At 65.6% G+C, this 23577-nt stretch carries 21 protein-coding genes; 11 read left to right on the forward strand and 10 right to left on the reverse strand.

Annotated features, from left to right (window positions below):
• Nucleotides 1-5: 5 nt before the first annotated feature.
• On the reverse strand, nucleotides 6-1505 hold the full coding sequence (locus ACVIIV_RS27655; protein ID WP_456746966.1) for a leucyl aminopeptidase: 1500 nt from the start codon (nucleotides 1503-1505) through the stop codon (nucleotides 6-8).
• A gap of 340 nt (nucleotides 1506-1845) precedes the next feature.
• On the opposite strand from ACVIIV_RS27655, the gene lptF reads away from it, so the two are divergent.
• The 10 genes from lptF to ACVIIV_RS27705 all read left to right on the forward strand — a co-directional run bounded on the left by lptF (nucleotide 1846) and on the right by ACVIIV_RS27705 (nucleotide 14760).
• Nucleotides 1846-3012, forward strand: a complete 1167-nt coding sequence (gene lptF, locus ACVIIV_RS27660) for an LPS export ABC transporter permease LptF (protein ID WP_456746967.1) — start codon at nucleotides 1846-1848, stop codon at nucleotides 3010-3012.
• The gene (gene lptG, locus ACVIIV_RS27665) at nucleotides 3009-4106 is read left to right on the forward strand and encodes an LPS export ABC transporter permease LptG (RefSeq protein WP_456746968.1); all 1098 of its coding nucleotides are present in this window, start codon (nucleotides 3009-3011) and stop codon (nucleotides 4104-4106) included. The genes lptF and lptG overlap by 4 nt, the downstream gene beginning before the upstream one ends.
• Nucleotides 4106-6595: an LPS-assembly protein LptD gene (locus ACVIIV_RS27670; RefSeq protein WP_456746969.1), complete on the forward strand. Its 2490-nt coding sequence runs from the start codon at nucleotides 4106-4108 to the stop codon at nucleotides 6593-6595. The genes lptG and ACVIIV_RS27670 overlap by 1 nt, the downstream gene beginning before the upstream one ends.
• Nucleotides 6596-6657: 62 nt before the next feature.
• A complete protein-coding gene (locus ACVIIV_RS27675) occupies nucleotides 6658-7593 on the forward strand; it encodes a peptidylprolyl isomerase (RefSeq protein ID WP_456746970.1) in 936 nt (311 codons plus the stop codon).
• Entirely contained in the window at nucleotides 7593-8618 is a 1026-nt protein-coding gene (pdxA, locus tag ACVIIV_RS27680; RefSeq protein WP_456746971.1) for a 4-hydroxythreonine-4-phosphate dehydrogenase PdxA, read from the forward strand. The genes ACVIIV_RS27675 and pdxA overlap by 1 nt, the downstream gene beginning before the upstream one ends.
• Nucleotides 8618-9475, forward strand: a complete 858-nt coding sequence (gene rsmA / locus ACVIIV_RS27685; RefSeq protein WP_456746972.1) for a 16S rRNA (adenine(1518)-N(6)/adenine(1519)-N(6))-dimethyltransferase RsmA — start codon at nucleotides 8618-8620, stop codon at nucleotides 9473-9475. The genes pdxA and rsmA overlap by 1 nt, the downstream gene beginning before the upstream one ends.
• 22 nt (nucleotides 9476-9497) lie before the next feature.
• The gene (locus ACVIIV_RS27690; protein ID WP_456746973.1) at nucleotides 9498-10556 is read left to right on the forward strand and encodes an alcohol dehydrogenase; all 1059 of its coding nucleotides are present in this window, start codon (nucleotides 9498-9500) and stop codon (nucleotides 10554-10556) included.
• Nucleotides 10557-10632: 76 nt separating this feature from the next.
• Nucleotides 10633-10869: a hypothetical protein gene (locus tag ACVIIV_RS27695; protein ID WP_456746974.1), complete on the forward strand. Its 237-nt coding sequence runs from the start codon at nucleotides 10633-10635 to the stop codon at nucleotides 10867-10869.
• A gap of 134 nt (nucleotides 10870-11003) precedes the next feature.
• Nucleotides 11004-11141, forward strand: a complete 138-nt coding sequence (locus tag ACVIIV_RS27700; protein WP_456746975.1) for a hypothetical protein — start codon at nucleotides 11004-11006, stop codon at nucleotides 11139-11141.
• A gap of 307 nt (nucleotides 11142-11448) precedes the next feature.
• Nucleotides 11449-14760, forward strand: coding sequence for an autotransporter domain-containing protein (locus tag ACVIIV_RS27705; RefSeq protein WP_456746976.1), 3312 nt, complete (start codon nucleotides 11449-11451; stop codon nucleotides 14758-14760).
• A gap of 128 nt (nucleotides 14761-14888) precedes the next feature.
• Here ACVIIV_RS27705 and ACVIIV_RS27710 read toward each other — a convergent pair whose 3' ends face one another.
• From ACVIIV_RS27710 to ACVIIV_RS27720, 3 genes are all read right to left on the reverse strand, one after another.
• Complete coding sequence (locus ACVIIV_RS27710) at nucleotides 14889-15506, reverse strand: cupin (protein ID WP_456746977.1); 618 nt, start codon at nucleotides 15504-15506, stop codon at nucleotides 14889-14891.
• 119 nt (nucleotides 15507-15625) lie between these two features.
• Nucleotides 15626-16111: an SRPBCC family protein gene (locus ACVIIV_RS27715; RefSeq protein WP_456746978.1), complete on the reverse strand. Its 486-nt coding sequence runs from the start codon at nucleotides 16109-16111 to the stop codon at nucleotides 15626-15628.
• Entirely contained in the window at nucleotides 16108-16425 is a 318-nt protein-coding gene (locus tag ACVIIV_RS27720; protein WP_456746979.1) for an ArsR/SmtB family transcription factor, read from the reverse strand. The genes ACVIIV_RS27715 and ACVIIV_RS27720 overlap by 4 nt, the downstream gene beginning before the upstream one ends.
• 235 nt (nucleotides 16426-16660) lie before the next feature.
• Here ACVIIV_RS27720 and ACVIIV_RS27725 point away from each other — a divergent pair, with 235 nt between their 5' ends.
• Nucleotides 16661-17902 (forward strand): hypothetical protein, encoded by a 1242-nt coding sequence (locus ACVIIV_RS27725; protein WP_456746980.1) that lies wholly within the window; start codon nucleotides 16661-16663, stop codon nucleotides 17900-17902.
• Here the strand turns inward: ACVIIV_RS27725 and gmk are convergent.
• From gmk to fabG, 6 genes are all read right to left on the reverse strand, one after another.
• Complete coding sequence (gene gmk / locus ACVIIV_RS27730) at nucleotides 17835-18494, reverse strand: guanylate kinase (RefSeq protein WP_456746981.1); 660 nt, start codon at nucleotides 18492-18494, stop codon at nucleotides 17835-17837. The genes ACVIIV_RS27725 and gmk overlap by 68 nt on opposite strands.
• Nucleotides 18495-18497: 3 nt before the next feature.
• Nucleotides 18498-19385, reverse strand: coding sequence for a YicC/YloC family endoribonuclease (locus ACVIIV_RS27735; RefSeq protein ID WP_456746982.1), 888 nt, complete (start codon nucleotides 19383-19385; stop codon nucleotides 18498-18500).
• 116 nt (nucleotides 19386-19501) lie between these two features.
• On the reverse strand, nucleotides 19502-20776 hold the full coding sequence (gene mltG / locus ACVIIV_RS27740; RefSeq protein WP_456746983.1) for an endolytic transglycosylase MltG: 1275 nt from the start codon (nucleotides 20774-20776) through the stop codon (nucleotides 19502-19504).
• A gap of 126 nt (nucleotides 20777-20902) precedes the next feature.
• Nucleotides 20903-22168, reverse strand: a complete 1266-nt coding sequence (gene fabF / locus ACVIIV_RS27745; protein WP_456746984.1) for a beta-ketoacyl-ACP synthase II — start codon at nucleotides 22166-22168, stop codon at nucleotides 20903-20905.
• A gap of 108 nt (nucleotides 22169-22276) precedes the next feature.
• Nucleotides 22277-22516 carry an acyl carrier protein gene (locus ACVIIV_RS27750; protein ID WP_008551805.1) on the reverse strand — a complete coding sequence of 80 codons (240 nt, stop codon included), beginning with the start codon at nucleotides 22514-22516 and terminating at the stop codon, nucleotides 22277-22279.
• A 312-nt stretch (nucleotides 22517-22828) separates the two neighbouring features.
• The gene (fabG, locus tag ACVIIV_RS27755; protein WP_456746985.1) at nucleotides 22829-23566 is read right to left on the reverse strand and encodes a 3-oxoacyl-[acyl-carrier-protein] reductase; all 738 of its coding nucleotides are present in this window, start codon (nucleotides 23564-23566) and stop codon (nucleotides 22829-22831) included.
• Between the last annotated feature and the right edge of the window lie 11 nt (nucleotides 23567-23577).

A 23577-nucleotide genomic window follows, 5' to 3' on the forward strand; every position in this document is an offset into this window, starting at 1 on the left:
ATGGGTCATTTCCGCTCGTAATGGTCGGAGACCAGGCGATCGAGCAGGCGAACGCCATAGCCGCTTCCCCAGCTCTGGTTGATGTCGGTCTTCGGCGCGCCCATGGCGGTGCCTGCGATGTCGAGATGCGCCCAGGGCGTGCCGTCGACGAAGCGCTGCAGGAATTGCGCTGCGGTGATCGAGCCGCCATGGCGGCCGCCGGTGTTCTTCATATCGGCAAACTGGGAATCGATCAGCTTGTCATATTCGGGGCCGAGCGGCATCCGCCACACCTTCTCCCCGCTCTCGATGCCGGCCGTGAGCAGCCGGTCGGCCAGCTCGTCATTGTTGGAGAACATGCCGGCATGCTCGGTGCCGAGCGCCACCATGATCGCGCCGGTCAGCGTCGCCAGATCCACCATGAATTTCGGCTTCACCTTTTTCGCCATGTACCAGAGCACGTCGGCCAGCACGAGGCGGCCCTCCGCGTCGGTATTGATGATCTCGATGGTCTGGCCGGACATCGAGGTGACGATGTCGCCCGGCCGCTGCGCGTTGCCATCGGGCATGTTCTCGACGAGGCCGATGGCGCCGACCGCGTTGACCTTCGCCTTGCGCGCAGCGAGCGCATGCATCAGGCCGACGACGCAGGCCGCGCCTCCCATGTCGCCCTTCATGTCCTCCATGCTGCCGGCCGGCTTGATGGAGATGCCGCCGGTGTCGAAACAGACGCCCTTGCCGACAAAAGCGACCGGTGCCTCGCCCTTCTTGGCCCCGTCCCAGCGCATGATCACGGTGCGGCTCGGCCGCGCCGAGCCCTGGCCGACGCCGAGCAGCGCGCCCATGCCGAGCTTCTGCATCGCCTTGACGTCGAGCACCTCGACCTTGACGCCGAGCTTGCGGAGCTGACCGGCACGGCGCGCGAATTCCTCGGGGAAAAGCACATTCGGCGGCTCGTTGACGAGGTCGCGCGCAATGATCACGCCGTCGATGACGTGGCCGGCCGAGGCAAATGCCTTCTTCGCAGCACTGGCATCGCCGACCGCAAGCGAGACATCGGCGCGCGAGCCGCCCTCCTCGCCGTCCTTCTTCTTGGTCTTGTAGCGGTCGAACTTGTAGGTGCGTAAGCGAAGGCCGGAGGCGGTCGCAACCGCCTGCTCGCTCGTCATGGCGCCACCGGGCAGTTCCGCCATGATGGTCATGGCGGCGGTGCCAGCTGGCAGCTTGCTGGCGGCCACCCCGCCGAATTTGAGGAAATCCTTCGCCTTCAGATCGGTCGCCTTGCCGGCGCCGATCACGATCAGCCGGGTCGCCTTCACGCCCTCCGGCGCCAGAATGTCCAGCGCGACCCCGCTTTTACCCTTGAAAGCGGCGGCAGCAGCCGCGCGCTTCACGAGGTCGGCGGCGCCCCCCAGCGCCTTGGCGGTCGCCGGGCCGAGCTTCAGGCCATCGTCGCAGAACACGACCAGGATGCCACGGGGGGCGGCAGACAACGGGACAAAGCCGACCTTGATGGCATCGGACATGGATAACTCCTGTAAAACATGGGGCTTTTCGTCGTTCGGGAGTTCCAGCCACAAACCGGAGCTGAACGGCGATTCACTGAGGCGTCCCCCACTATGGGCCAGCGGCCCGCCCGATGCCAAGCGCCGCCGTGGCCGCGAGGCCACAACGGCCGAAATATTAACCATATAATGAGGGTGCCACGGGGCAGCCATTTTGTTGACGGATCAAAGGGATGGTAGTGAGAGAATGAACCGCTGGAAGAGCCGTTGGCCGACCTTGGGGATCCCCTGACGGGGATTGGTTGGAGCGCCGGAATTCTGGTCGACATTGGGGGCTTGGTGGGAATTCGTGCGGTAGCGCATGGGGTCGATCGATAGGTATATCTTCCGCACGACGCTGGCGTCGTTTGCGCTGGTCCTGGTCAGCCTCACCGGCGTGATCTGGATTACGCAGGCGTTGCGCGGCATCGACCTGATGACGAGCCAGGGTCAGACCATCCTCACCTTCCTCGGCATCACCAGCCTCGTGATCCCGGCCCTGGTCCTGATCATCTCGCCGATCGCGCTGATGATCGCGATCTCGCACACGCTGAACAAGCTCGCGACCGATTCCGAGATCATCGTGATGAATGCCGCCGGCTTCTCGCCGTTCCGGCTGTTTTATCCGTTCTTCTACGCCACCTGCGTGGTGGCCCTGCTGGTCGCCTTCATCGCGGCCTATCTCGCCCCCGACGGCATGCGGCGCATCAAGCAGTGGGATGCCGAGATCACCGCCGATGTGCTCACCAACATCCTGCAGCCCGGCCGCTTCGCCCGGCTCGACGAGAACCTCACGATCCGGATTCGCGAACGCCAGCCGGGCGGCATCCTTGCCGGCATCTTCATCGACGACCGTCGGGATCGGAACGAGCGCGTCTCGATCGTCGCCGAGCGCGGCGAGGTCGTGAAGAACGAGACCGGCTCGTTCCTGGTGCTGGAGACCGGCAATCTCCAGCGCTTCGAGGCGGGCAAGCGCGATCCGGCGCTGGTGGCCTTCGGCCGCTACGGCTTCGACATGTCGAAATTCTCGAAGGGCCGCGACGTCACCCTCGGCATCCGCGAGCTCTATCTCTGGGAGCTGTTCTCGCCATCCGAGAACGATCCCGTCTACAAGCAGATTCCAGGGCAGTTCCGCGCGGCCTTGCATGACAGCCTGCTCGCGCCGATCTATCCCTTCGCCTTTGCGGTGCTGACCTTTGCCTTCCTCGGAGCGCCGCGCACCACCCGCCAGAGTCGTAACTTCTCGATCGCCTCATCGATCATCGCGGTGTTCGGCCTACGCATGGCCGGTTTCGCCTGCTCGGTGATGGCAGTGAAGTCGCCGACCCCGGTGCTGGTCCAATATGCGATGGTTTTCGGCGCGATCGGCGCTGGGCTGTGGATGATCATCGGCGGCGTCGTGGTCGAGCCGCCTCCTGGCCTGATGGAAGCCATCAACAGGTCGAACGCACGGATCGCGCGGCTGTTCGGACGTCCGGCCACCGCATGAGCATGCTCACCAACACACTCGGGCGCTATTTCGCCGGCCGCTTCGTGGTCGCGGCGCTCGGCGTCTTCGGCGGCATTTTCCTGCTGCTGGTGCTGGTCGACTACATCGAGATGGTGCGCAAGACCTCGGGGCTCGCATCCGCCTCCGCGATCATGGTGGCCGAGACCTCGCTGTTCCGGGTGCCGCAGCTCCTGGAGAAGCTGACGCCGTTCTGCATGCTGATCGGCGCCATGACCTGTTATCTCGCCCTCTCCCGCCGGCTCGAGCTGGTGGTGGCGCGCGCCGCCGGCATCTCCGCCTGGCAGTTCATCTCGCCGGCGCTCGGCAGCGCGCTCTTGATCGGGGTGATCGCCACCGTCGCCTACAATCCGATGTCGGCCAATTTGCGCGAGCTGTCCAAGCGCATGGAAGCCGAGCTGTTCGGCTCGGCGCCCGGCGGCGGCATCCAGGACGCCTCCGGCTTCTGGCTCAATCAGGTCACCAGCGACGGCCAGACCATCATCAATGCAGCGCGGAGCGAGCAGCAGGGCATCCGGCTCACCGGGCTCACGCTGTTCCGGTTCGACACTGATCAGCATTTCAAGGAGCGGGTCGAGGCGCGCGAGGCGACGCTCGAGGCCGGCCGCTGGCTGTTCAAGGGCGTGCGCCGCTTCTCGCTGGACGCGCCGCCGATCGACCAGGCCAGCCTGGAGATTCCGACCACGTTGACCGAGGCGCAGGTCCGCAACAGCTTTTCCACCCCCGAGACTGTGTCCTTTTGGCAACTACCGAGCTACATCCGCTCATCCGAAAGCTCGGGCTTCGCGACAGCCGGATACCGACTCCAGTATCAGAAGCTTCTGGCACAGCCGTTTTTGCTCGCAGCCATGGTGATGCTCGCGGCCTCCGTGTCGTTGCGCTTCTTCCGGATGGGCGGCGTGCAGAGGATGGTTTTGAGTGGCGTGGGCGCAGGCTTTCTGCTCTACGTGCTGTCGAAAGTAACTGAGGATTTGAGCAAGGCTGAGTTGATGCATCCGATCGCTGCGGCGTGGTTGCCCGTTGTGGTGGGCGGCCTCACCGGCTTTTTGGCCTTGCTCTATCAGGAGGACGGATAGTGATAGCCGTCCACCGAGGGCTCGTGTCTCGTTTGACGCGGCGCACATTGGTGCGCGCGAACGGGTGCGGCTTGTCCGTCCGCAGACTCCTGATCGCTGTCGTCGCGGCTGCCTCGCTCGGCGGGCTGATCGACGCTGCCGCCGTGGCGCCGGCCAAGGCCCAGAGCTTCACCTACAATCCGCTGCCGCCGCGTCCGAAGCCGCCGAAGGTCGCCAACGACAACCAGATGCTGGTTCAGGCGACCGAGGTCGATTACGACTACAACAATTCGCGCGTCTCCGCGGTCGGTAACGTCCAGCTGTTCTACAACGGCACCAGCGTCGAGGCCGACCGGGTCATCTACGACCAGAAGACCAAGCGGCTGCATGCCGAAGGCAACATCCGCATGACGGATGCCGACGGCAAGATCACCTATGCCGAGATCATGGATCTCTCCGACGATTACCGCGACGGTTTCGTCGATTCGCTGCGCGTGGACACGGCCGACCAGACCCGCATGGCCGCGAGCCGCGCCGACCGCTCCAGCGGCAATTACACGGTGTTCGAGAACGGCGTCTACACCGCCTGCGCGCCGTGTAAGGACGATCCGAAGAAGCCGCCGCTGTGGCAGGTCAAGGGTGCCCGCATCATCCACGACCAGCAGGAGAAGATGCTGTATTTCGAGACGGCACAGATCGAGTTCTTCGGCGTGCCGCTCGCCTACATGCCCTATTTCTCGACGCCCGACCCGACCGTGAAGCGCAAATCCGGCTTCCTGATGCCGGGTTATATTTCCGGCACGACGAACACGGGCTATGGCGTCGAGGTTCCCTACTACTGGGCGATCGCGCCCGACATGGACGCAACCATCACCCCGCGCTTCTTGTCGCGGCAAGGCGTGCTGTTGCAGGGCGAATTCCGCCAGCGCCTGATCGACGGCGCGTACCAGATCCGCGCTTACGGCATCGACCAGCTCGATCCCAGAGCATTTGCCGGACAGCCCGGCGACCGCCAGTTCCGCGGCGCCGTCGACACCAAGGGTCAGTTCGCTCTGAACGACAAATGGGTCTGGGGCTGGGACGGCGTCCTGATGTCCGACTACTACTTCTTCTCGGACTACCGGCTCTATCAGTACCGCGATCCGCTCGGCTCGTTCCTGTTGCTGCCGACGGAAGCGCTGTCGCAGCTCTATCTGACCGGCGTCGGCAACCGCAGCTTCTTCGATGCGCGCACGATGTACTGGCTGAGCTATTCGGGCAACCAGAGCCAGGTGCCGATCGTCTATCCGGTGATCGACTACTCCAACGTGCTCAACTATCCCGTCTTCGGCGGCGAGTTCAGCTACAAGACCAACTTCGTGAACCTGTCGCGTGACGAGGCGGTGTTCGATCCGATCACGACGCTCGCCAACACCAACAGCCTGTGCACCACGGCGTCGGCCGATCCGCTGGCGCGTATGCCCTCGCAGTGCCTGCTGCGCGGCTTCCCCGGCACCTACACGCGCCTCACGGCGGAAGCGCAGTGGCGGAAATCCTTCACCGATCCGTTCGGCCAGATCTGGACGCCGTTCGCGAGCCTGCGCGCCGACGCGATCAACTCCTCGGTCTCCAACCAGCCCGGCGTGTCGAACTACCTGCCGGTCGGCGACACCCAGGCGTTCCGCCTGATGCCGACCGTTGGCCTGGAGTACCGCTATCCGTTCATCAACGTCCAGCCCTGGGGCTCGACCACCGTCGAGCCGATCGCGCAGATCATCATCCGGCCGAACGAGACCTATGCCGGCAAGCTGCCGAACGAGGACGCCCAGAGCATGGTGTTCGACGCCTCGAACCTGTTCAGCGTCGACAAGTTCTCCGGCTACGACCGCGTCGAGGGCGGCGGCCGCGCCAATGTCGGCGTGCAGTCCACCACGCAGTTCGACAGGGGCGGCGCGGTCAAGGTGCTGTTCGGCCAATCCTACCACCTGTTCGGCCTGAACTCCTTCGCGGTCCAGGACACCATCAACACCGGCCTGGATTCCGGCCTCGACAAGCCGCGGTCCGACTACGTCGCGAGCGCCAGCTACTCGCCTAACAGCACCTACACGTTCAGCGTCCGCTCCCGCATGGACGAGCAGACCTGGAACGTGCAGCGCTTCGAGGCGGAGGGCCGCGCCAACTTCAATCGCTGGTCGGTCGCCGTGCTGTACGGCAATTACGCGCCGCAGCCGGAGCTCGGCTATCTGACCCGCCGCGAGGGCATCCTGACTTCGGGCTCGATCAAGATCGCGAGCAACTGGGTGGTATCGGGCTCGGCGCGCTGGGACCTCGAGGCCAACAAGATCAACCAGTATGTGCTCGGTGCCGGCTATGTCGACGATTGCTTCGTGCTGGCGGCGAACTATGTAACTTCGTATAGCTATTCGGCGGGCACCGCACCGCCCACGCTGAGCCACGCGTTCATGTTCCAAATCGGCCTGCGTACGTTGGCGACCTCGTCGACGAGCAGCAGTTCCGCCGGCCTCCAGTGAACGGGATTGAAGTGCCGGCCGCGCCTGCTCCATCACGACGCGGCTGACATGCGAGCGACATCATGACGACCCCATTGCCTGTCTTCCGCCTCCTTTTCGCCATCGGTGCCGGGCTGATGCTGATCGCCCTGCCCTCGCCGTCACGCGCGCAGAACATCGTCGTCATGGTCAATGGCGATCCGATCACCGATTTCGACATCGAGCAGCGCTCCAAGCTCGACCAGCTGACGACGCAGAAGAGCCCGAGCCGGCAGGAGGTCATCAACGAGCTGATCGACGACAAGGTGAAGCTCAAGGAAGGCAAGAAGTACGGGGTCGATCCCGGCGTCTCCGACGTCAACCAGTCCTACGAGGGCATGGCGCAGCGCATGCGCATCTCGCCGGATCAGCTCACCAAGTCGCTCGAATCCAAGGGCGTCCGCCCCGAGACGCTGAAGGGCCGCATGAAGGCCGAGATGGTCTGGACCAGCCTCGTGCGCGGCCGCTTCAAGGAGAAGCTGCTGGTCGGCGAGCGCGACGTCGCGCAGGCCGTGCAGGCCCAGACCGGCGACAAGCTCCAGATCGAGGGCACCGAATACAAGATGCAGCCGATCGTGCTGATCGTGCCGCGCGGCTCGTCGGCGGCGTTCCTGGAAACCCGGAAGAAGGAAGCCGAGACCTATCGCGCCCGCGTCGGCAGCTGCGAGGAAGCCAACTCGCTGTTCCGCTCGACGCCGAACGCCACCATCCGCGACAGCGTCACCAAGACCACCGCGGAGCTGCCCGAGCCGCTGCGCAAGGTGCTCGACGACACGCCGATCGGTCACTTGACCGCGCCTGAGGTGACCAAGGCCGGCATCGAGATGGTGGTGCTGTGCTCGCGCAAGCCGACCATGATCGACACGCCGAAGAAGCGCGAGGTCCGCGAGAAGATGTACCAGGAGAAGTACGAGAAGACCCAGAAGGCCTATCTCGACGAGCTCCGCAAGGCGGCGATGATCGAATATCGCAACCGCTGATGGCCAAGCCTTCCGCAGCGCGCCCGGCAAAATCCCTCGCCCTCACCCTGGGAGAGCCCGCCGGCATCGGCCCCGACATCACGATCGCAGCCTGGCTCAGGCGCCGCGAGCTGAACCTGCCCGCTTTCTACCTGCTCGGCGACGAGGCGCTGATCGCGCGTCGCGCCAAAGCGCTCGGCGCCGACATCAGGATCGCTGCGGTCGGCCCCGGCGAGGCCGCGTCCGCCTTCACCGATGCCCTGCCCGTTGTCGCGACCGGCGAGCGCGCGAGCGCAGAGCCCGGCAAGCCCGACGCATCGAGCGCGCCGGCCGCGCTCGCCTCGATCCGTCAGGCGGTCCTCGACGTGCGCGCGGGTCGCGCCGGCGCCGTCGTCACCAATCCGATCGCCAAGAGCGTGCTCTACCGCGCCGGCTTCCGCCATCCCGGCCATACCGAATTCCTCGCCGAGCTTGCCGCGGAGAACGGCCGCGTGCCGCAGCCGGTGATGATGCTGTGGTCGCCACAGCTCGCCGTGGTGCCCGTGACCATCCACGTCTCGATGCGCGATGCGCTGGCCCAGCTCACCGGCGAGCTGATCGTCTCGACCGTACGCATCGTCGCCACCGAACTGAGGTCCCGCTTCGGCATCGCAAAGCCGCGCATCGCGATCTCCGGGCTCAATCCGCATGCCGGCGAGGAGGGATCGCTCGGCCATGAGGAGCAGACCGTCATCGCCCCGGCGCTGAAAGTGCTGCGCAACGACGGCATCGAGGCCAGGGGCCCGCTGCCCGCCGACACCATGTTCCACGAGGCCGCGCGACAGACCTATGACTGCGCGGTCTGCATGTATCACGACCAGGCGCTGATCCCGATCAAGACCGTCGCCTTTGACGACGCCGTCAACGTCACGCTCGGCCTGCCCTTCATCCGCACCTCGCCCGATCACGGCACCGCCTTCGACATCGCCGGGACGGGCAAGGCCAATCCGGCGAGCCTGATCGCGGCGCTCAAGCTTGCGAGCCGCATGGCCGCTTCCCAAACCTGATGGGCGCGATCGACGACCTCCCGCCGCTGCGCGAGGTCATTCGCCAGCACGCGCTGTCGGCCAGGAAATCGCTCGGCCAGAATTTCCTGCTCGATCTCAATCTCACCGCGCGCATCGCGCGCGCGGCCGCGCCGCTCGAGGACGCCACCATTGTCGAGATCGGCCCCGGCCCGGGCGGGCTGACGCGGGCGCTGCTCGCGCTGGGCGCGCGGCGCGTCATTGCCATCGAGCATGACGAGCGCGCAATTCCGGCCTTGCAGGATATTTCGGCACGCTATCCTGATAGGCTCGAGATCGTGCATGGCGATGCCATGACCTTCGATCCGCGCCCGCGGCTTTCAGGCGAACGCGCAAAGATCGTCGCCAACCTGCCCTACAACATCGCGACCCAGCTCCTGATCAACTGGCTCACCATCGAGCCCTGGCCGCCCTGGTACGAGATGATGGTCTTGATGTTCCAGCGCGAGGTCGGCGAGCGCATCGTGGCGCGCGAGGACGAGGAGGCCTATGGCCGTCTCGGCGTGCTCGCCAACTGGCGCTGTGAGACCAAGATCCTGTTCGACATTGCCCCGTCCGCCTTCGTGCCGCCGCCGAAGGTCACCTCCTCCGTCGTGCGCCTTAAGCCGCGCGAAGAACCGTTGCCCTGCGATCGCAGGCTGCTCGAGCAGGTCGCCGCCGCCGCGTTCGGCCAGCGCCGTAAGATGCTGCGGCAAAGCCTGAAGTCGCTGGGCGTCGATCCCGCGCGGCTCGCGAGCGCCGCCGGCGTCGATGCGACGCGGCGCGCCGAGACCATTCCCATTTCCGGCTTTGTTGCCATGGCGCGTGAATTGGCGGATATACGAAGCGAAGCTGAATAATCGGAATTTCGGAGGAAGGAATATGGCCTTGATGCGCAGGCAGTCCCTGGTCAAGTTCGATGCGCCCTTGTGCGAGACCATCGTCGACACGCCCAAGCCGCAAGGCCGTGAGGTCCTCGTCCGCATCGAGCGCTGCGGCCTCTGCCATTCCGACCTGCACATCCAGGACGGCTATGCCGATCTCGGCGGCGGCAAGAAGCTCGACACGACGCGCGGCATGACGCTGCCCTTCACGCTCGGCCACGAGATCGCGGGCGTCGTCGACGAAGTCGGCCCCGACGTAGAAGCCAGCCTCGTCGGCGCGAAAAAAGCTGTCTTCCCGTGGATCGGCTGCGGCCAGTGCCGCGACTGCGCCAATGGCGACGAGAACCTCTGCGTCAAGCAGCGCTTCCTCGGCGTCTCCATCGACGGCGGCTTCGCCACCCACGTGCTGGTGCCCGACGCGAAATATTTGCTCGACTACGATCCCCTTCCCGTCAATCAGGCCGCGACGCTGATGTGCTCCGGCGTCACCGCCTATGGCGCGCTCAAGCGCCTGGTCGACCGTCCGCGCCAGCGCAACCTCTTGCTGATCGGCCTCGGCGGCGTCGGCATGATGGGCCTGTCGTTCGCGCAGGCGATGTTCAAGCAGCCGATCACCGTCGCCGACCTCTCACCGGCCGCACGCGAGACCGCGCTCAAGAACGGCGCCGCCTTCGCCTACGATCCGGCCGAGCCCGATGTCATCAAGCGCATCCTCAAGGAGACCGAGGGCGGCTTCGACGAGATCGTGGATTTCGCCGGCAACGAGAAGTCGATGGCGTTCGCGGTCGCGGTCGCCGCGCGCGGCGGCAAGATCGTGGTCTCCGGCCTGATGGGCGGCCAGTTCACGCTGCCGATGGTGCAATGGGTCTACAAGCGCATGACCATCGAAGGTTTCATGGTCGGCACACTGGCTGAGGCCCACGAGCTGATGGCGCTGGCGCGCGCCGGCAAGATCAAGCCGACGCCGATGCGCGAGGAGCCGATGGGCGACGTGCAGAAATGGATCGACGAATTGCGCGCCGGCAAGGTCGTCGGCCGCATTGTGCTGAAGAACTGACCCACTCCGGCGGCGGGTCCGACGCAAGTCCCGCCCGCCGCACGGAACGCCTACGGCCGCGCCGCGTTGGCAGCGCATGTCGATCCGTTGCACCGTCGAAAGCGCATTCTTCATCGCCTGGAGCTGCCTGGAGAAGAGCGGCGAGCTCGGCCCGCCCGACGAGAGCGCGAATTTCCTGCTCGACTCGATCGAAGCCCAACTCCGAGCCGGTGAACGCCGGCAGTTGATGCTTGCCAACAGAGCGATCGACGCTTACCGCGCGGCTGCGGCGAAGGGCAATGCCGCCGCCGGACGTGAAGCGAGCCCTGGATGATGGCCTTCGGCGATCGCTGCGCGCGCAACTGACGCCGTTGCGTGCCCGGCCGCACTCATTTTTTCTTGCCGCCGGTCCCGCGCTCGGTTTTGGAGGCATCCTTGCTGCCGGGCCGATCGGCCTGAGGAGCATTCATGCCAGTGGTATCCATCTTCCCTTTCTCGGTGGCACCGTTCGTGTTCTCCGGCCTCTCCATGCCGGACTGCGGAGCCGGTCCGGTATTCTGCGCGATGACGGGACCGGAAATCGCTGCAAGCGCGATCGCCGCGTGAGCACTTTCATGGGCATCTCCCTCGTCTCATGAATGACGTGCCCGCAAGAGAGTTGTTCCCCTCCGTAGCATCTCGCGCCAGGCGATACGGCAAGATCGCGCCACGTCTTCCATGACCTGGTCAGCCAAATTTCCCGGCGGCTACCGCAGGAATCATTGACAAGTTCCAACCCGCAGTGATGGTGGTTCCATTGCTGAGAGGGGGACGCAACCGGGCTGACTAGCCGCCCGCATTGCTTCGCGTCCGTGGAAGGCTGGTTGAGATGTCGTCTGCGACGCTCGGTGCCCGGCCAAGAGGGGCACTGGGAATGTCGCAAGGAGCGTGGGTTCTGAGCTGGAGCGCGAAACGCGGTCGAAGCAGTATCCCGTCATTGGCCGCGCTCGCGCTGTCCCTCGCGACATTGACATGGGCGGCAACGACACAAGTGGAGGCGCAGAGCTGGAACGGCGCAACACCGGACTGGTTCACCGCCGGCAACTGGACCCCCAGCGGCGTCCCGACCAACGCCACCAACGCGTTCATCGACGCCACCTCGCCCAATGCCGCCATCATCTCGTCCGGCAACGCCCACGCGCAGAGCGCCATCATCGGCTTGTCCGCGACGGGAGCCCTGACCATCCGGAGCGGGGGAACGCTGTCCAATGCGGGCGGTGCTCTCGGCCGCTTTCTCGGCTCGACCGGCACTGTCACGGTTGACGGCGCGGGCTCGTCCTGGAGCAACTCCGCCGACCTCTCGGTCGGCTATTCCGGCACCGGCACGCTGACGATCCAGAACGGCGGCGCGGTGAGCGACCAGTCCGGCTATATCGGCCGCGGTGCCGGCTCGAGCGGCACCGTGACGGTCGATGGCGCGGGCTCGTCCTGGACCAATCACATCGCGCTCTGGGTCGGCAATTCCGGCACGGGGACGCTGACCGTCCAGAACGGCGGCATCGTGAGCAACGGCGCCGACGGATTCATCGGCGTCAATTCCGGCGCCACCGGCAGCGTGACGGTCGACGGCGCCGGTTCGTCCTGGGCCGATGCCGGCAATCTCTTTGTCGGCCAGTCCGGCATCGGCACGCTGATGGTCAGCAACGGGGGCACCGTGAGCAACGGTGTCGACGGATATATCGGCGTCAACTCCGGCGCGACCGGCACGGTGACCGTCACCGGCACAGGCTCGTCCTGGACCCATGCCGGCACGGTTGCGGTCGGCAAATCCGGCACCGGCACGCTGACGGTCGCCAATGGCGGCATGGTCAGCAATACGAGCGCGGTGATCGGCACCAATGCCGGCGCGACCGGCACCGTGGCCGTCACCGGTGCCGGCTCGTCATGGACCAATGCCGGCAACCTGACCGTCGGCCAGGACGGCACTGGCACACTGACGATCGCGAGCGGTGGCGTCGTGAGCAACGCAATCGGAGCTATCGGCGCCAATGCCGGCGCAACCGGCACCGTGACGATTAGCGACGCCGGTTCGTCCTGGACCAATTCCAGCATCCTCTATGTCGGCCAGACCGGCACCGGCACGCTGACGATCTCGGGCGGTGGCGCGGTGAGCAGCTTGATCGGGCTTATCGGCGCCGATTTCTTCACGACCGGCACAGTAACGGTCACCGGCGCCGGATCATCCTGGACCAACTCCCTCAATCTCGATGTCGGCCAAGACGGCACCGGCGTGCTGACGATCGCCAATGGCGCCGTCGTCTCGGCTTCCAACGTGACGGTTGGCTATTGGCCCCTGTCCAAGGGAACGCTGAATATCGGCGCCGCGTCCGGCCAGACCGCTGTTGCGCCCGGCACGCTGAACACGGCGCAGGTCAGGTTCAGGGCCGGCATCGGCAGCAGCATCGTGTTCAATCACACCTCCTCGAACTACGTCTTTGCGCCGGTTATTTCGAGCACCTTCGGCAACACGGGCTCAGTCATTGTCGAGGCGGGCACCACCATTCTCACCGCCGCCAGCACCTACACCGGCGCGACCACAATCAACGGCGGCACGCTTGCGGTGAACGGCTCGATCGTGTCGAGCCCCACAGTGAACAGTGGCGGCACGCTGTCCGGCACCGGCACGGTCGGATCGGTGACCGTGAACAGCGGCGGCATGCTCAGGCCCGGCTCTAGCGTGGCCGGCTCGGCGCTGACCATTTCCGGCAGCCTCGCCATGCAGTCAGGGGCGCTCTATCTCGTGCAGGTCGGCTCGGCGTCGGCCACGCACGCCAATGTCTCGGGCACGGCGACGCTCATCGGCGCCGGCGTGCAGGTGACGGTTGCTCCGGGCGGCACGGTCGCAAAGCAGTCCACCATCCTGCACGCGACCGGCGGTCTCGGCGGCACCACCTTTGCAAGCGTCAGCGCGACGAACTTCGCCGCCAGCCTGAGCTACACGCCGACCGACGTCCTGCTCGATCTCTCGGCCGCGCTCGGCGCCGGCACCGGACTGAACGTGAACCAGCAGAACGTCGCCGATGCGCTCAACAACGCCTTCAACAATGGTGGCGCGCTGCCGGCGAATTTCGCCGCAATCTTCGGCCTCACGGGCAGCACTCTGCGCACCGCGCTGTCGCAGCTGTCCGGCGAACCCGCGACCGGCGCGCAGCAGGGCGCATTCCAGTTCGTGGGCCAGTTCCTGGACTTGATGCTCGACCCATCCGGCGGCGGGCGCGACGTCGCGGGCGGCGCCGGAGATCAGGCGTTCGGCTTCGCCCCGGAGCGCGCAACCTTGCCGGACGACATCGCCCTCGCCTATGCCAGGGCGACGAAGACGCCGCTCGACAAAGCTCAGCCCGCGTTCGAGCCGCGCTGGAGCGTGTGGGCCAGCGGCTTCGGCGGCACCAGCAAGACCGGTGGCGATGCAGCTATCGGCAGCAACGATCTCACCGCGCGAATCGCGGGTGGCGCTGCGGGGCTCGACTACCACCTGGCCCGCGATGCCGTGATCGGCTTTGCACTCGCCGGCGGCGGCACCCGGTGGGATCTCGCGCAAGGCCTCGGCGGCGGCAGGAGCGACGCCTTCCAGGGCGGCGTCTATGCGGCCGTGCGCTCCGGGCCGGCCTATGTCGCGGGCTCGCTGGCGGCGGCCAACCACTGGATGTCGACCGACCGCTTCGCCGCCTTCGGCGACCATCTCACCGCCAGCTTCAATGCACAGAGCTATGGCGGACGCATCGAAGGCGGCTATCGCGTCGTGACGCCACTCGTCGCCATCACGCCTTACGCGGCGCTGCAGGCGCAAAGCTTCCGCACACCGGCCTATAGCGAGACCGATCTCACCGGCGGCGGCTTTGGTCTCGCCTACAACGCCCGCAGCGCGACCGACACGCGCGGCGAAGTCGGCGCCCGCTTCGACCGCGCCATGCTGGTTGCACCCGGCACCGCGTTGACGCTGCGCGGCCGCCTCGCCTTCGCGCATGACTGCGTCAGCGATCCCGCGCTGTCAGCGGTGTTCCAGGCGCTGCCGGCGGCGAGCTTCGTCGTCAACGGCGCGGCGCCCGCGAAAGACACCGCGCTCGTCTCCACCGGCGCCGATCTGCACCTCGCCCGCGGCATCACCCTGTCGGCCAAATTCGACGGCGCATTCGCCGATCGCACGCAGACCTATGGCGGCACCGGCACGCTGCGTTACCGCTGGTAAGCTCGCGGCTCGTGGGGTCATGGAGATTGACACCCATGTCCCGTAGGTGGGTTGAGCCCTTGCGAAACCCATCACCTCCCTATCGTCGTTCACCGTGAACGTGCGATCTGGCCGGGGCGCACGATGCGCTACCCTGCCCTTGATGGTTTTGTCCGCCACGCGTCGAGCAGCGGCCCGTCGCTCCCCAGCACGGGATCCGTCTTGGGCTTGCGGACCTTGGCGATGCGCTTGACCGCGTCGGGACGCTGGCGCGTGTCGGTGCACTCGTCATAGGTGCCGTCCTGCGGGTAGGCTCCGACGACCAGAAAGTCCCGGCTGGACTCGATCAGCCGGTGGCCGGTGCCCGCGGGCAGGACCAGAACATCGCCGGCTTTCACGTTCAGGATGCGGCCCTTGATCCCGCCGCACTCGATCCTCGCCGCACCGCGCACCACACCCATCACTTCATGGATCTGCGAGTGATAGTGGACGAAGTCGTACACGGTGTCGCGCCACGATCGGCCCCAGCCATTCGTGTCGAACAGCGTGTCGATGACGACCTCGGGCGGAAAGCGCCGACCGTTCAGCTTCACCGCCCCGCGATAGAGCAGCGCCGGGAAGCGCGGATTGTTCGGCACGATCCCATCGTCGCGAAAGTGCATGGTAGTCGGCTTGCGGGCCCGCACCAGCGCCCGCAGCGTTGCCGCATCGGGCTGGTCCTCCACCAGCTTCTTGGCGAAGTTCTTGATCTGATCCTTGACCGGCATGACGTCTCCTCAGCCGCGAGATAACGGCTGTGGAGGTGAGAAGTTTCCAGGCCCTATCGGAGCAAGGCTCGACAGGGCCTCTGCAGCTCATCATGAGCGCGGCATTGGAAGAGAGCGCGTCAACCCTTGCCGGCAATCAGCTCGGCGAACTGCCGCAGATAGAGCGGCCAACCCTGATCACTGTCGACGCCGCTGCGGACGGCTTCCCAACCCTCGCCATGCCGATCGAGGTGACGGTGCTCCAACTCCAAGCGGGTCCGGCCTGGTGTCTCCGCAATGAACCGGACCTCCCATTCACTCGTCTTGGCGGGATCGGTTTCGATTTGCCAGCGCGGGCTGATGTCCCAGCTCAAGAGGACTCGATTGGGCGGTTCGAACGCCAACACGCGCGCCCAGCGGCATTCGCTGCCGTCGATCCCCCGATCGTAGATGCTTCCGCCCACCCGAGGCTCGAATACGGTCTCTGCGATGGGAACGGCGAGCAAATTGTGCTCGCGCGGCTTGAAGCTGCCGAAGTCTTCGGTGAAGACCTTGAACGCGCGCTCGATCGGCGCCTCGACGACGATGGAATGTTTGACGGGCGCAGCCGATACACGTGTGTTCATTTGGATCCCTCCGGTGGTTTTTCGACGGCTAATTTGTAAGCTGCCAGCGTGTTGCTCCAGAAGCGGTCGAGCCACGCGCGCATCTGGCCGAGCCCCGCCGGGTCGATGTGATAGACGTTGCTGGCGCCCTTCGGCTCTGCACGAACCAGGCGAGATTCGCGCAGCACCTTGAGATGCTGTGAGACGGCCGACTGGGACACGGGCAGCTGTCGCGTGATCTCAGCGACGGTGCGTGGCCGTGCACCCACAAGCTCGAATATCCGCCTGCGGGTCGGATCGCCGAGAGCAGCCAGTTGTGCGCTGTCTTTAGCCATGGCCACTATGCGAGCCTGTTCGCCTATAATAAGTTATGACTAATGATTAGTATAAACTAATTATCGTGTCAACCAGCTGAGGTCGCGGCGTGGAACTTTGATCGTGGCGTTGAAGAGTCCCCTCCGGCGGCGGAACGAACGCCGCGCAGGCCCGATTCAAGCCACATCCTCTCCGGATTTGCGGCTCATTGCCACCCAAGTCTTTGATGACAAAGGGGCGGTTAAGAGTTGCGTCATGCGTAACCGGGAGACCAGGATGGGCAACCGCGCCGCAAAGTTCATTTCGACCCTCGTCGCCAGCATCATTGCCGGCGTGCCATTGGCCGCGGTGTCGCAGAACGCGCCAACCGCATCGAGCACGGCCACCGCGGCCCCCGACTGCCTTGCAGCGCCGAAGGATGCCGCGCCGCAGGGGCAGCACTGGTACTACCGCCTCGATCGCACGACCAAGCGGAAATGCTGGTATCTGCGCGCCGCCGGCGACAAGGACAGCGCGAAGACCGCGCAGACCGCGAGCGATACACCGACCGCAGATGCGCCGGCGCCGCAGCAGCACGCGGTGCAGGACGCGCGCGCCGAATATCTGACGCCGCGGAGCGGCGCCGCCCCCAATACGCCGAACGCTCCTGCGCAAGCCGCCGCCGCGACACCGGTACAACAATCCGGGGACCAGGCCGCTGACGGCAACGCGCAGCAACCCGCTGGCGCCGCGCCCTGGCCCGATGTCTCCACAGCGTCCGCTCCACCCGCGCCGCCGCCGGCACCGACCGCTGTCGCGACAGCCGCGCAGCCGAGCGCAAAGCCGTCAAAATCCCCGTCGCCCGTGGCGCTCGCCGCGGCAGACAACAGCACGACTGACAAGCCGACCGGCTCGTTCCAGATGCTGCTGCTCGTGATCGGCGGCGCGCTCGCGCTCGCCGGAATCCTCGCCAGCCTCATCTACCGCTTCGCCGGCGCGCGCGTCCGCCGCCAGTCCACCGACCGTCACGCACATTGGGGCGATCGGGAGATGCAGAATCAGGTCGGAAGCCGGGCGCCCTGGCTCGATTCAAAGCCGGCTGACGCCCGGCCGCCGCGCCCCGTCGACTTCGATGCGGCACGTCTGCAACCGACAAGACAAGTGACGAAACTTGCCGCGATCGGCCGCGAGATCGATCTGATCGACACGCGCAGGCGACGTGCCGCCACGCCGGCCGCAGAACCTGTCGAGAGCAGAAGCGACAAGGTCGGGATCAAGATGGTCGAGAAGAAATTCGAGACCGTCGCTGCTGCGCCCCTGCTCGCCGCCAACGAGATCGGCGAGGATCGCGATGACGCGCCGGCAGGTCGTGACGCCGATGCCGCCGACATCGAACGGATCACGACGGTGCTGGAACAGCTGCTGAAGGAAGGGCCCCGCCTGTCGCGGCCTAACCTTGAAGCTGACCTTGCAAACTTCGCACAAAGCCTACGAGGCCAATCCGCCGCTCGCGCTTGAGGCGTTCGGCCTTCAGGATCGACTGCACCTCGGCGAAGGCCTGGCCTACATCGTGGTTGATGACGATGTAGTCGTACTCGGCCCAGTGGCTCATCTCGTGGCTGGCGCGGCTCATGCGCTTGCGGATGACCTCGTCGGAATCCTGCGCGCGCGAGTGCAGGCGCTTCTCGAGATCGGCCGCCGAGGGCGGCAGGATGAAGACGCGAACCACGTCGACGCTCGCCTTCTGGTGCAGTTGCTGCGTGCCCTGCCAGTCGATGTCGAACAGCACGTCCTGCCCGGCCGACAGCGCCGCCTCCACCGGAGCGCGCGGCGTGCCGTAGAGATTGTCGAACACGGTGGCCCATTCGAGCAGTTCGCCCTGCTCCACCATCGTCTCGAATCTGCGTTTGCTGACGAAGAAATAGTCGCGCCCCTCGACCTCTCCCGGCCGCATCGCACGCGTGGTCGCCGACACCGACATCTTCAGGCCAGGCTCCCGCTCGAGCAACATCCGCGAGAGCGTCGTCTTACCCGCGCCCGAAGGCGAGGACAGCACGAACATCAATCCGCGCCGCTCGACACCGTCCGTTCCGTGACCGCCCGTCGTCATCGATCACTCCAGATTCTGGACCTGCTCGCGGAATTGCTCGACCACGTTCTTCATGGCCAGCCCCGTGTTGGTCAGCTCGATGTCGTTCGACTTCGAGCAGCAGGTGTTGACCTCGCGGTGAAACTCCTGCGCCAGAAAATCGAGCTTGCGCCCGATCGGGCCGCCCTTGCCGATCAGTTCGCGCGCCTGCGCGATATGCGAGGCGATGCGGTCGAGCTCCTCGCGGATGTCGGCCTTGGTCGCGATCAGAATCGCCTCCTGCATCAGGCGGTCGGAATCGAAACGATCGGAGGTGTCGAGCAGGGTTGCGATCTGCTCGGTGAGCCTCGCCTTGATCGCCTCCGGCTTGCGGCCGGGCGCAGCTTCCGCCTTTTTCGACAGCTGCTCGATCTCGTCGACGCGCTGGGTCAGGATCTGGCCGAGCGAGGTGCCCTCGCGCTTGCGCATCGCGACGAGGTCGGCGAGCGCCTTGTCGAAGGCCTCGGCCGCAGCGGCGCGCGCGGCCTTGTCCTCCTCCTCGTCGCCCTCGGGCTCGGCGACCTCGACGACGCCCTTGATGGCGAGCAGGCCGTCGATGCTCGGTGCCACCGCGTCGACCTTGCCGGAAATCAGCGCGGCGGCCTTCAGCACCGCGTTGAGCACGTCCTCGTTGATGCGCACCGTGGCGGCGGCGTTAGTACGCTTGACGTTGAGATTGGCGTAGACGGTGCCGCGCGAGAGCAGCTCGCCGGCGCGCTTCTTGGCATGGGCCTCGAGCTCGTCAAACCCCTGCGGCAGCCGCACCCTGAGGTCAAAGCCCTTGGCGTTGACCGACTTCAATTCCCATTCGAACGTGTACGGCCCGCTCGCGCCGTGGCTTCGGGCAAAGCCGGTCATGGACGACAGCGCCATCAGTTCAGATTCTCCAGGAACACGGGATTCGCGAGGCTATCAAGCCACGCGAATCTTAAGACTATTTTGCCGGAAAGTGGAATCCGCAATGTCCGCAGGCAGGTCTGCGCGCGGACCTAGCGCTGGACCACCGGCGGCGAGGACTGCGCCGCGCCCTGCCGGGCCGGCGCGGGATTGGCCGGGCGCGCGGCCGGCGGCTTCTTCTGCTGATTGGGCCGTGCCGGCGTGGTCGCAGTCGGCGTGTCGGCAGGTCCGGGCGCGGCGGCGGCCGGCGGCTGCGCGTCCTCGGCCGGCTCGACCGTATCGTTCTGGATCTGCTTTTCCATGGCGCGCAGTTTCGCGACGTTCTTCTGGTGCGCGTCGTAGGTCTCGGTGAAGGCGTGCCCGCCGGTGCCGTCCGCGACGAAATAGAGGTCGCGGGTGCGGGCCGGGTTGGCGGCGGCCTCGAGCGAGGCGCGGCCCGGATTGGAGATCGGGCCCGGCGGCAGGCCCTCGATCACGTAGGTGTTGTAGGGCGAGGGCTGCGTGATCTCGCTGCGCTTGATCGGCCGGCCCAACGTGCCCTTGCCGCCGACGAGGCCGTAGATGATCGTGGGATCGGACTGCAGCTTGATCCTCTGCTTCAGGCGGTTGACGAACACCGCGGCGACGCGGCTGCGCTCATCGGGCTTACCGGTTTCCTTCTCGACGATGGACGCCAGCGTCACCAGCTGCTCCGGCGTCTTGACCGGAATGTCCTGATTGCGGCGTTCCCAGATCTCGGCCAGCACGCGCTTGTGCGCCTGCTGCATGCGCTGGACCACCTGCTCGCGCAGGGTACCGCGCGGGAATTTGTAGGTCTCCGGCAACAGCGTACCTTCGCGCGGCAACTCGCGCACGCTGCCGGTGAAGATGTCGTTGTCGGACAGCCGCGCCACGATCTGCTCGGAGGTCAGGCCTTCCGGAATCGTGACCGCGTGCTGCACCACCTTGCCCTCGACGATGGTGGCGATGACGTCACGCAGCGACGCGTTCTTCTGGAAGGAATACTCACCCGGCTTGAGGTCCGAGCTCGCCTTCAACGCGGCGACGCTGGCGATGAACACCCAGGGATTGACGTCGGTCACGCCTTCCCGGTTCAGCGTCTCGGCGATGTCGCGCTTGCCCGCACGCTGCGGGATGTTGACGATCTTGTCTTCCCTAAGCGGCCCGGGTGCTTCCAACACCTGCCGGCCGTAATAATACACGCCGCCGGCGCCGAGCATGGCGATCAGCAGAAGGGTGATAATGGCGTTGCCGACGACCACGAAGGGGTGGCGCGCGCGGTCCGATCGCTTGGGCGGCGGCGGGAGCTGCTCGGGCTCAAGCGCTGCCCGCGGACTCCGGGGTGAAATGGGCGGCCTTTCACTCATCGAAACAACCTGAATCCTGCCGGTTCAATCGCGGCCTGACAATCGCTCGCCCTGCCAAACTGCACGCGCCCACGTCCATGACTATCGCCGAATACGGCAAAACGGTGGATTCGTCTCAAACACAAACTAACTGGCCAGGCGCCGGACGATCACCGACGCATTGGTACCGCCAAAACCAAAAGAGTTCGACAATGCGACGTTGACCTCACGCTGCTTCGCCTTGTGCGGCACGAGATCGATCGCGGTCTCGACCGACGGATTGTCGAGATTGATCGTCGGCGGCACGACATTATCGCGAATCGCGAGAATGGCGAAGATCGCTTCGATCGCACCGGCCGCGCCGAGGAGATGGCCGGTCGACGACTTGGTCGAGGACATCGCAACCTTGGAGGCGGCATTGCCGAGCAGACGCTCGACCGCACCGAGCTCGATCTCGTCGCCGAGCGGCGTCGAGGTGCCGTGCGCGTTGATGTAGTCGAGATCGGACGGCGTAAGGCCGGCGCGCTTCAGCGCCGCCGACATGCTGCGGAAACCGCCATCGCCGTCGGGCGACGGCGAGGTGATGTGGTAGGCGTCGCCGGAGAGGCCGTAGCCGATCACCTCGGCATAGATCCTGGTGCCGCGACGCCTGGCGTGCTCGAGCTCTTCCAGCACGAGGACGCCGGCGCCCTCGCCCATCACGAAGCCGTCGCGGTCCTTGTCATAGGGACGCGAGGCCTTCTCGGGCGTCTCGTTGAAGCCGGTCGAGAGCGCACGCGCGGCGTTGAAGCCGGCAATGCCGATGCGGCTGATCGGCGACTCGGCGCCGCCTGCGACCATCACGTCGGCATCGCCGAGCGCGATCAGGCGGGCGGCATCGCCGACCGCATGCGCGCCGGTCGAGCAGGCCGTGACCACTGAATGGTTCGGCCCCTTCAGCCCGTGCGCGATCGAGACGTAGCCGGAGGCGAGATTGATCAGGCGGCCCGGAATGAAGAACGGTGACACCCGGCGCGGTCCGCGCTCCTTCAAGAGGATCGCGGTCTCGGCGATTCCGTTGAGGCCGCCGATGCCGGAGCCTATCATGGTGCCGGTCGCACACTTGTCCTCTTCAGTCTCGGGATGCCAGTTGGCATCGTCGAGCGCCTGGCCGGCTGCAGCCATGCCGAAGATGATGAAGTCGTCGACCTTGCGCTGGTCTTTCGGCTCCATCCACTTGTCGGGATTGAAGGTGTCGTTGGTGCCGTCGCCGCGCACGACGGTGCAGGCGTATTTTGTCTGAAGATCGGAGACGTCGAAGCTCTCGATCCGGCGCGCGCCGCTTTCGCCCTTGAGGATGCGTTTCCAGGTCGGTTCGACGCCGCAGCCGAGCGGCGAGACCATGCCGAGACCAGTGACGACAACCCGCCTCATGTCCGAAAACTCCGCATCGAAAGACTCACGGCCAATAACAAGAAACCGGCTGACCGCTGCGAAGCGGCCCGTCCGGTTTCAATGTTATCCCCGCGAAAATGAAGAGCCTTAGCTCTTCGCGTTCTTCTCGAGAAACTTCGTGGCGTCGCCGACGGTGAGAATCGTTTCCGCAGCGTCGTCCGGAATCTCGCAACCGAATTCCTCTTCGAACGCCATCACCAGCTCGACGGTGTCCAGACTGTCGGCGCCGAGGTCGTCGATGAAGCTCGCGTTGTCGACAACCTTCTCGGGTTCAACACCAAGGTGTTCGACCACGATCTTCTTAACCCGCTCGCCAATGTCACTCATTGCTTAACCTCGTGTTGTTCCCTGTAGACCCGACCCCCCGGGACGATACGAGCCGTCGTGGTCGTTTGACTGCCTTCGCTTACGAACTTTGATTTGGCCCATCCTAACCGATGCAGGCCCCGGCGAACGACGGCCAAAGGCTCCGCATCGCCAATATACAGGGTTTCAAAAACCTGCAATGGCGTTCTTTGCCCATCCGTTGAAGGTCCGGTTATCATACTTCAACTGCCTTGACTACAAGCCTCATTTCGCTCCGGAAACGGCCGTTTGCCGCATGCCGGACCGCCCTGACGGGCGCCGCGGCACGAGGCGTCAGATCATGGCCATGCCGCCGTTGACGTGGATGGTTTGCCCAGTGACATAGGATGCTTCGTTCGAGCTCAGGTAGACGGCGGCCGCTGCGATGTCCTCGGGCGTCCCCAGGCGGGCGGCCGGAACCTTGGTCAGAATCGTTTCGCGCTGCTTGTCGTTGAGCGCATCCGTCATCGGGGTATTGATGAAGCCGGGCGCGATGCAGTTCGCGGTGACGCCACGCTTGGCGTATTCGGCGCCAAGCGTCTTGATCATGCCGATCAGGCCCGCCTTCGACGCAGTATAGTTGCCCTGCCCCGGATTGCCGGTGACACCGACCACAGAGGTAATGGCGATGATGCGGCCGAAGCGCTTGCGCATCATCAGCTTGGTCGCGGCGCGCGCCAAGCGGAAGGTCGCGGTCAGATTGACGTTGATGACCTCGTCCCAGTCCTCGTCACGGAGTTGCACAAAGAGATTGTCGCGCGTGATGCCGGCATTAGCGATGAGAATGTCGACCTGGCCCATCGCCGCTTCCGCAGCCGGCACCAGCGCCTCGACCTCATCGGCCTTGGAAAGATTGCACGGCAGCACATGGGCGCGCTCTCCGAGCTTGCCCGCAAGCTCGTCCAGCACCTCCTTCCGCGTCCCCGATATCGCGACGGTGGCGCCCTGCGCGTGCAGCGCCTGCGCGATCGCGCCGCCGATGCCTCCGGTCGCGCCTGTGACGAGCGCCTTTTTGCCAGTCAGATCGAACATTGAGTACTCCT

This window comes from Bradyrhizobium sp. USDA 4354, assembly GCF_054060315.1.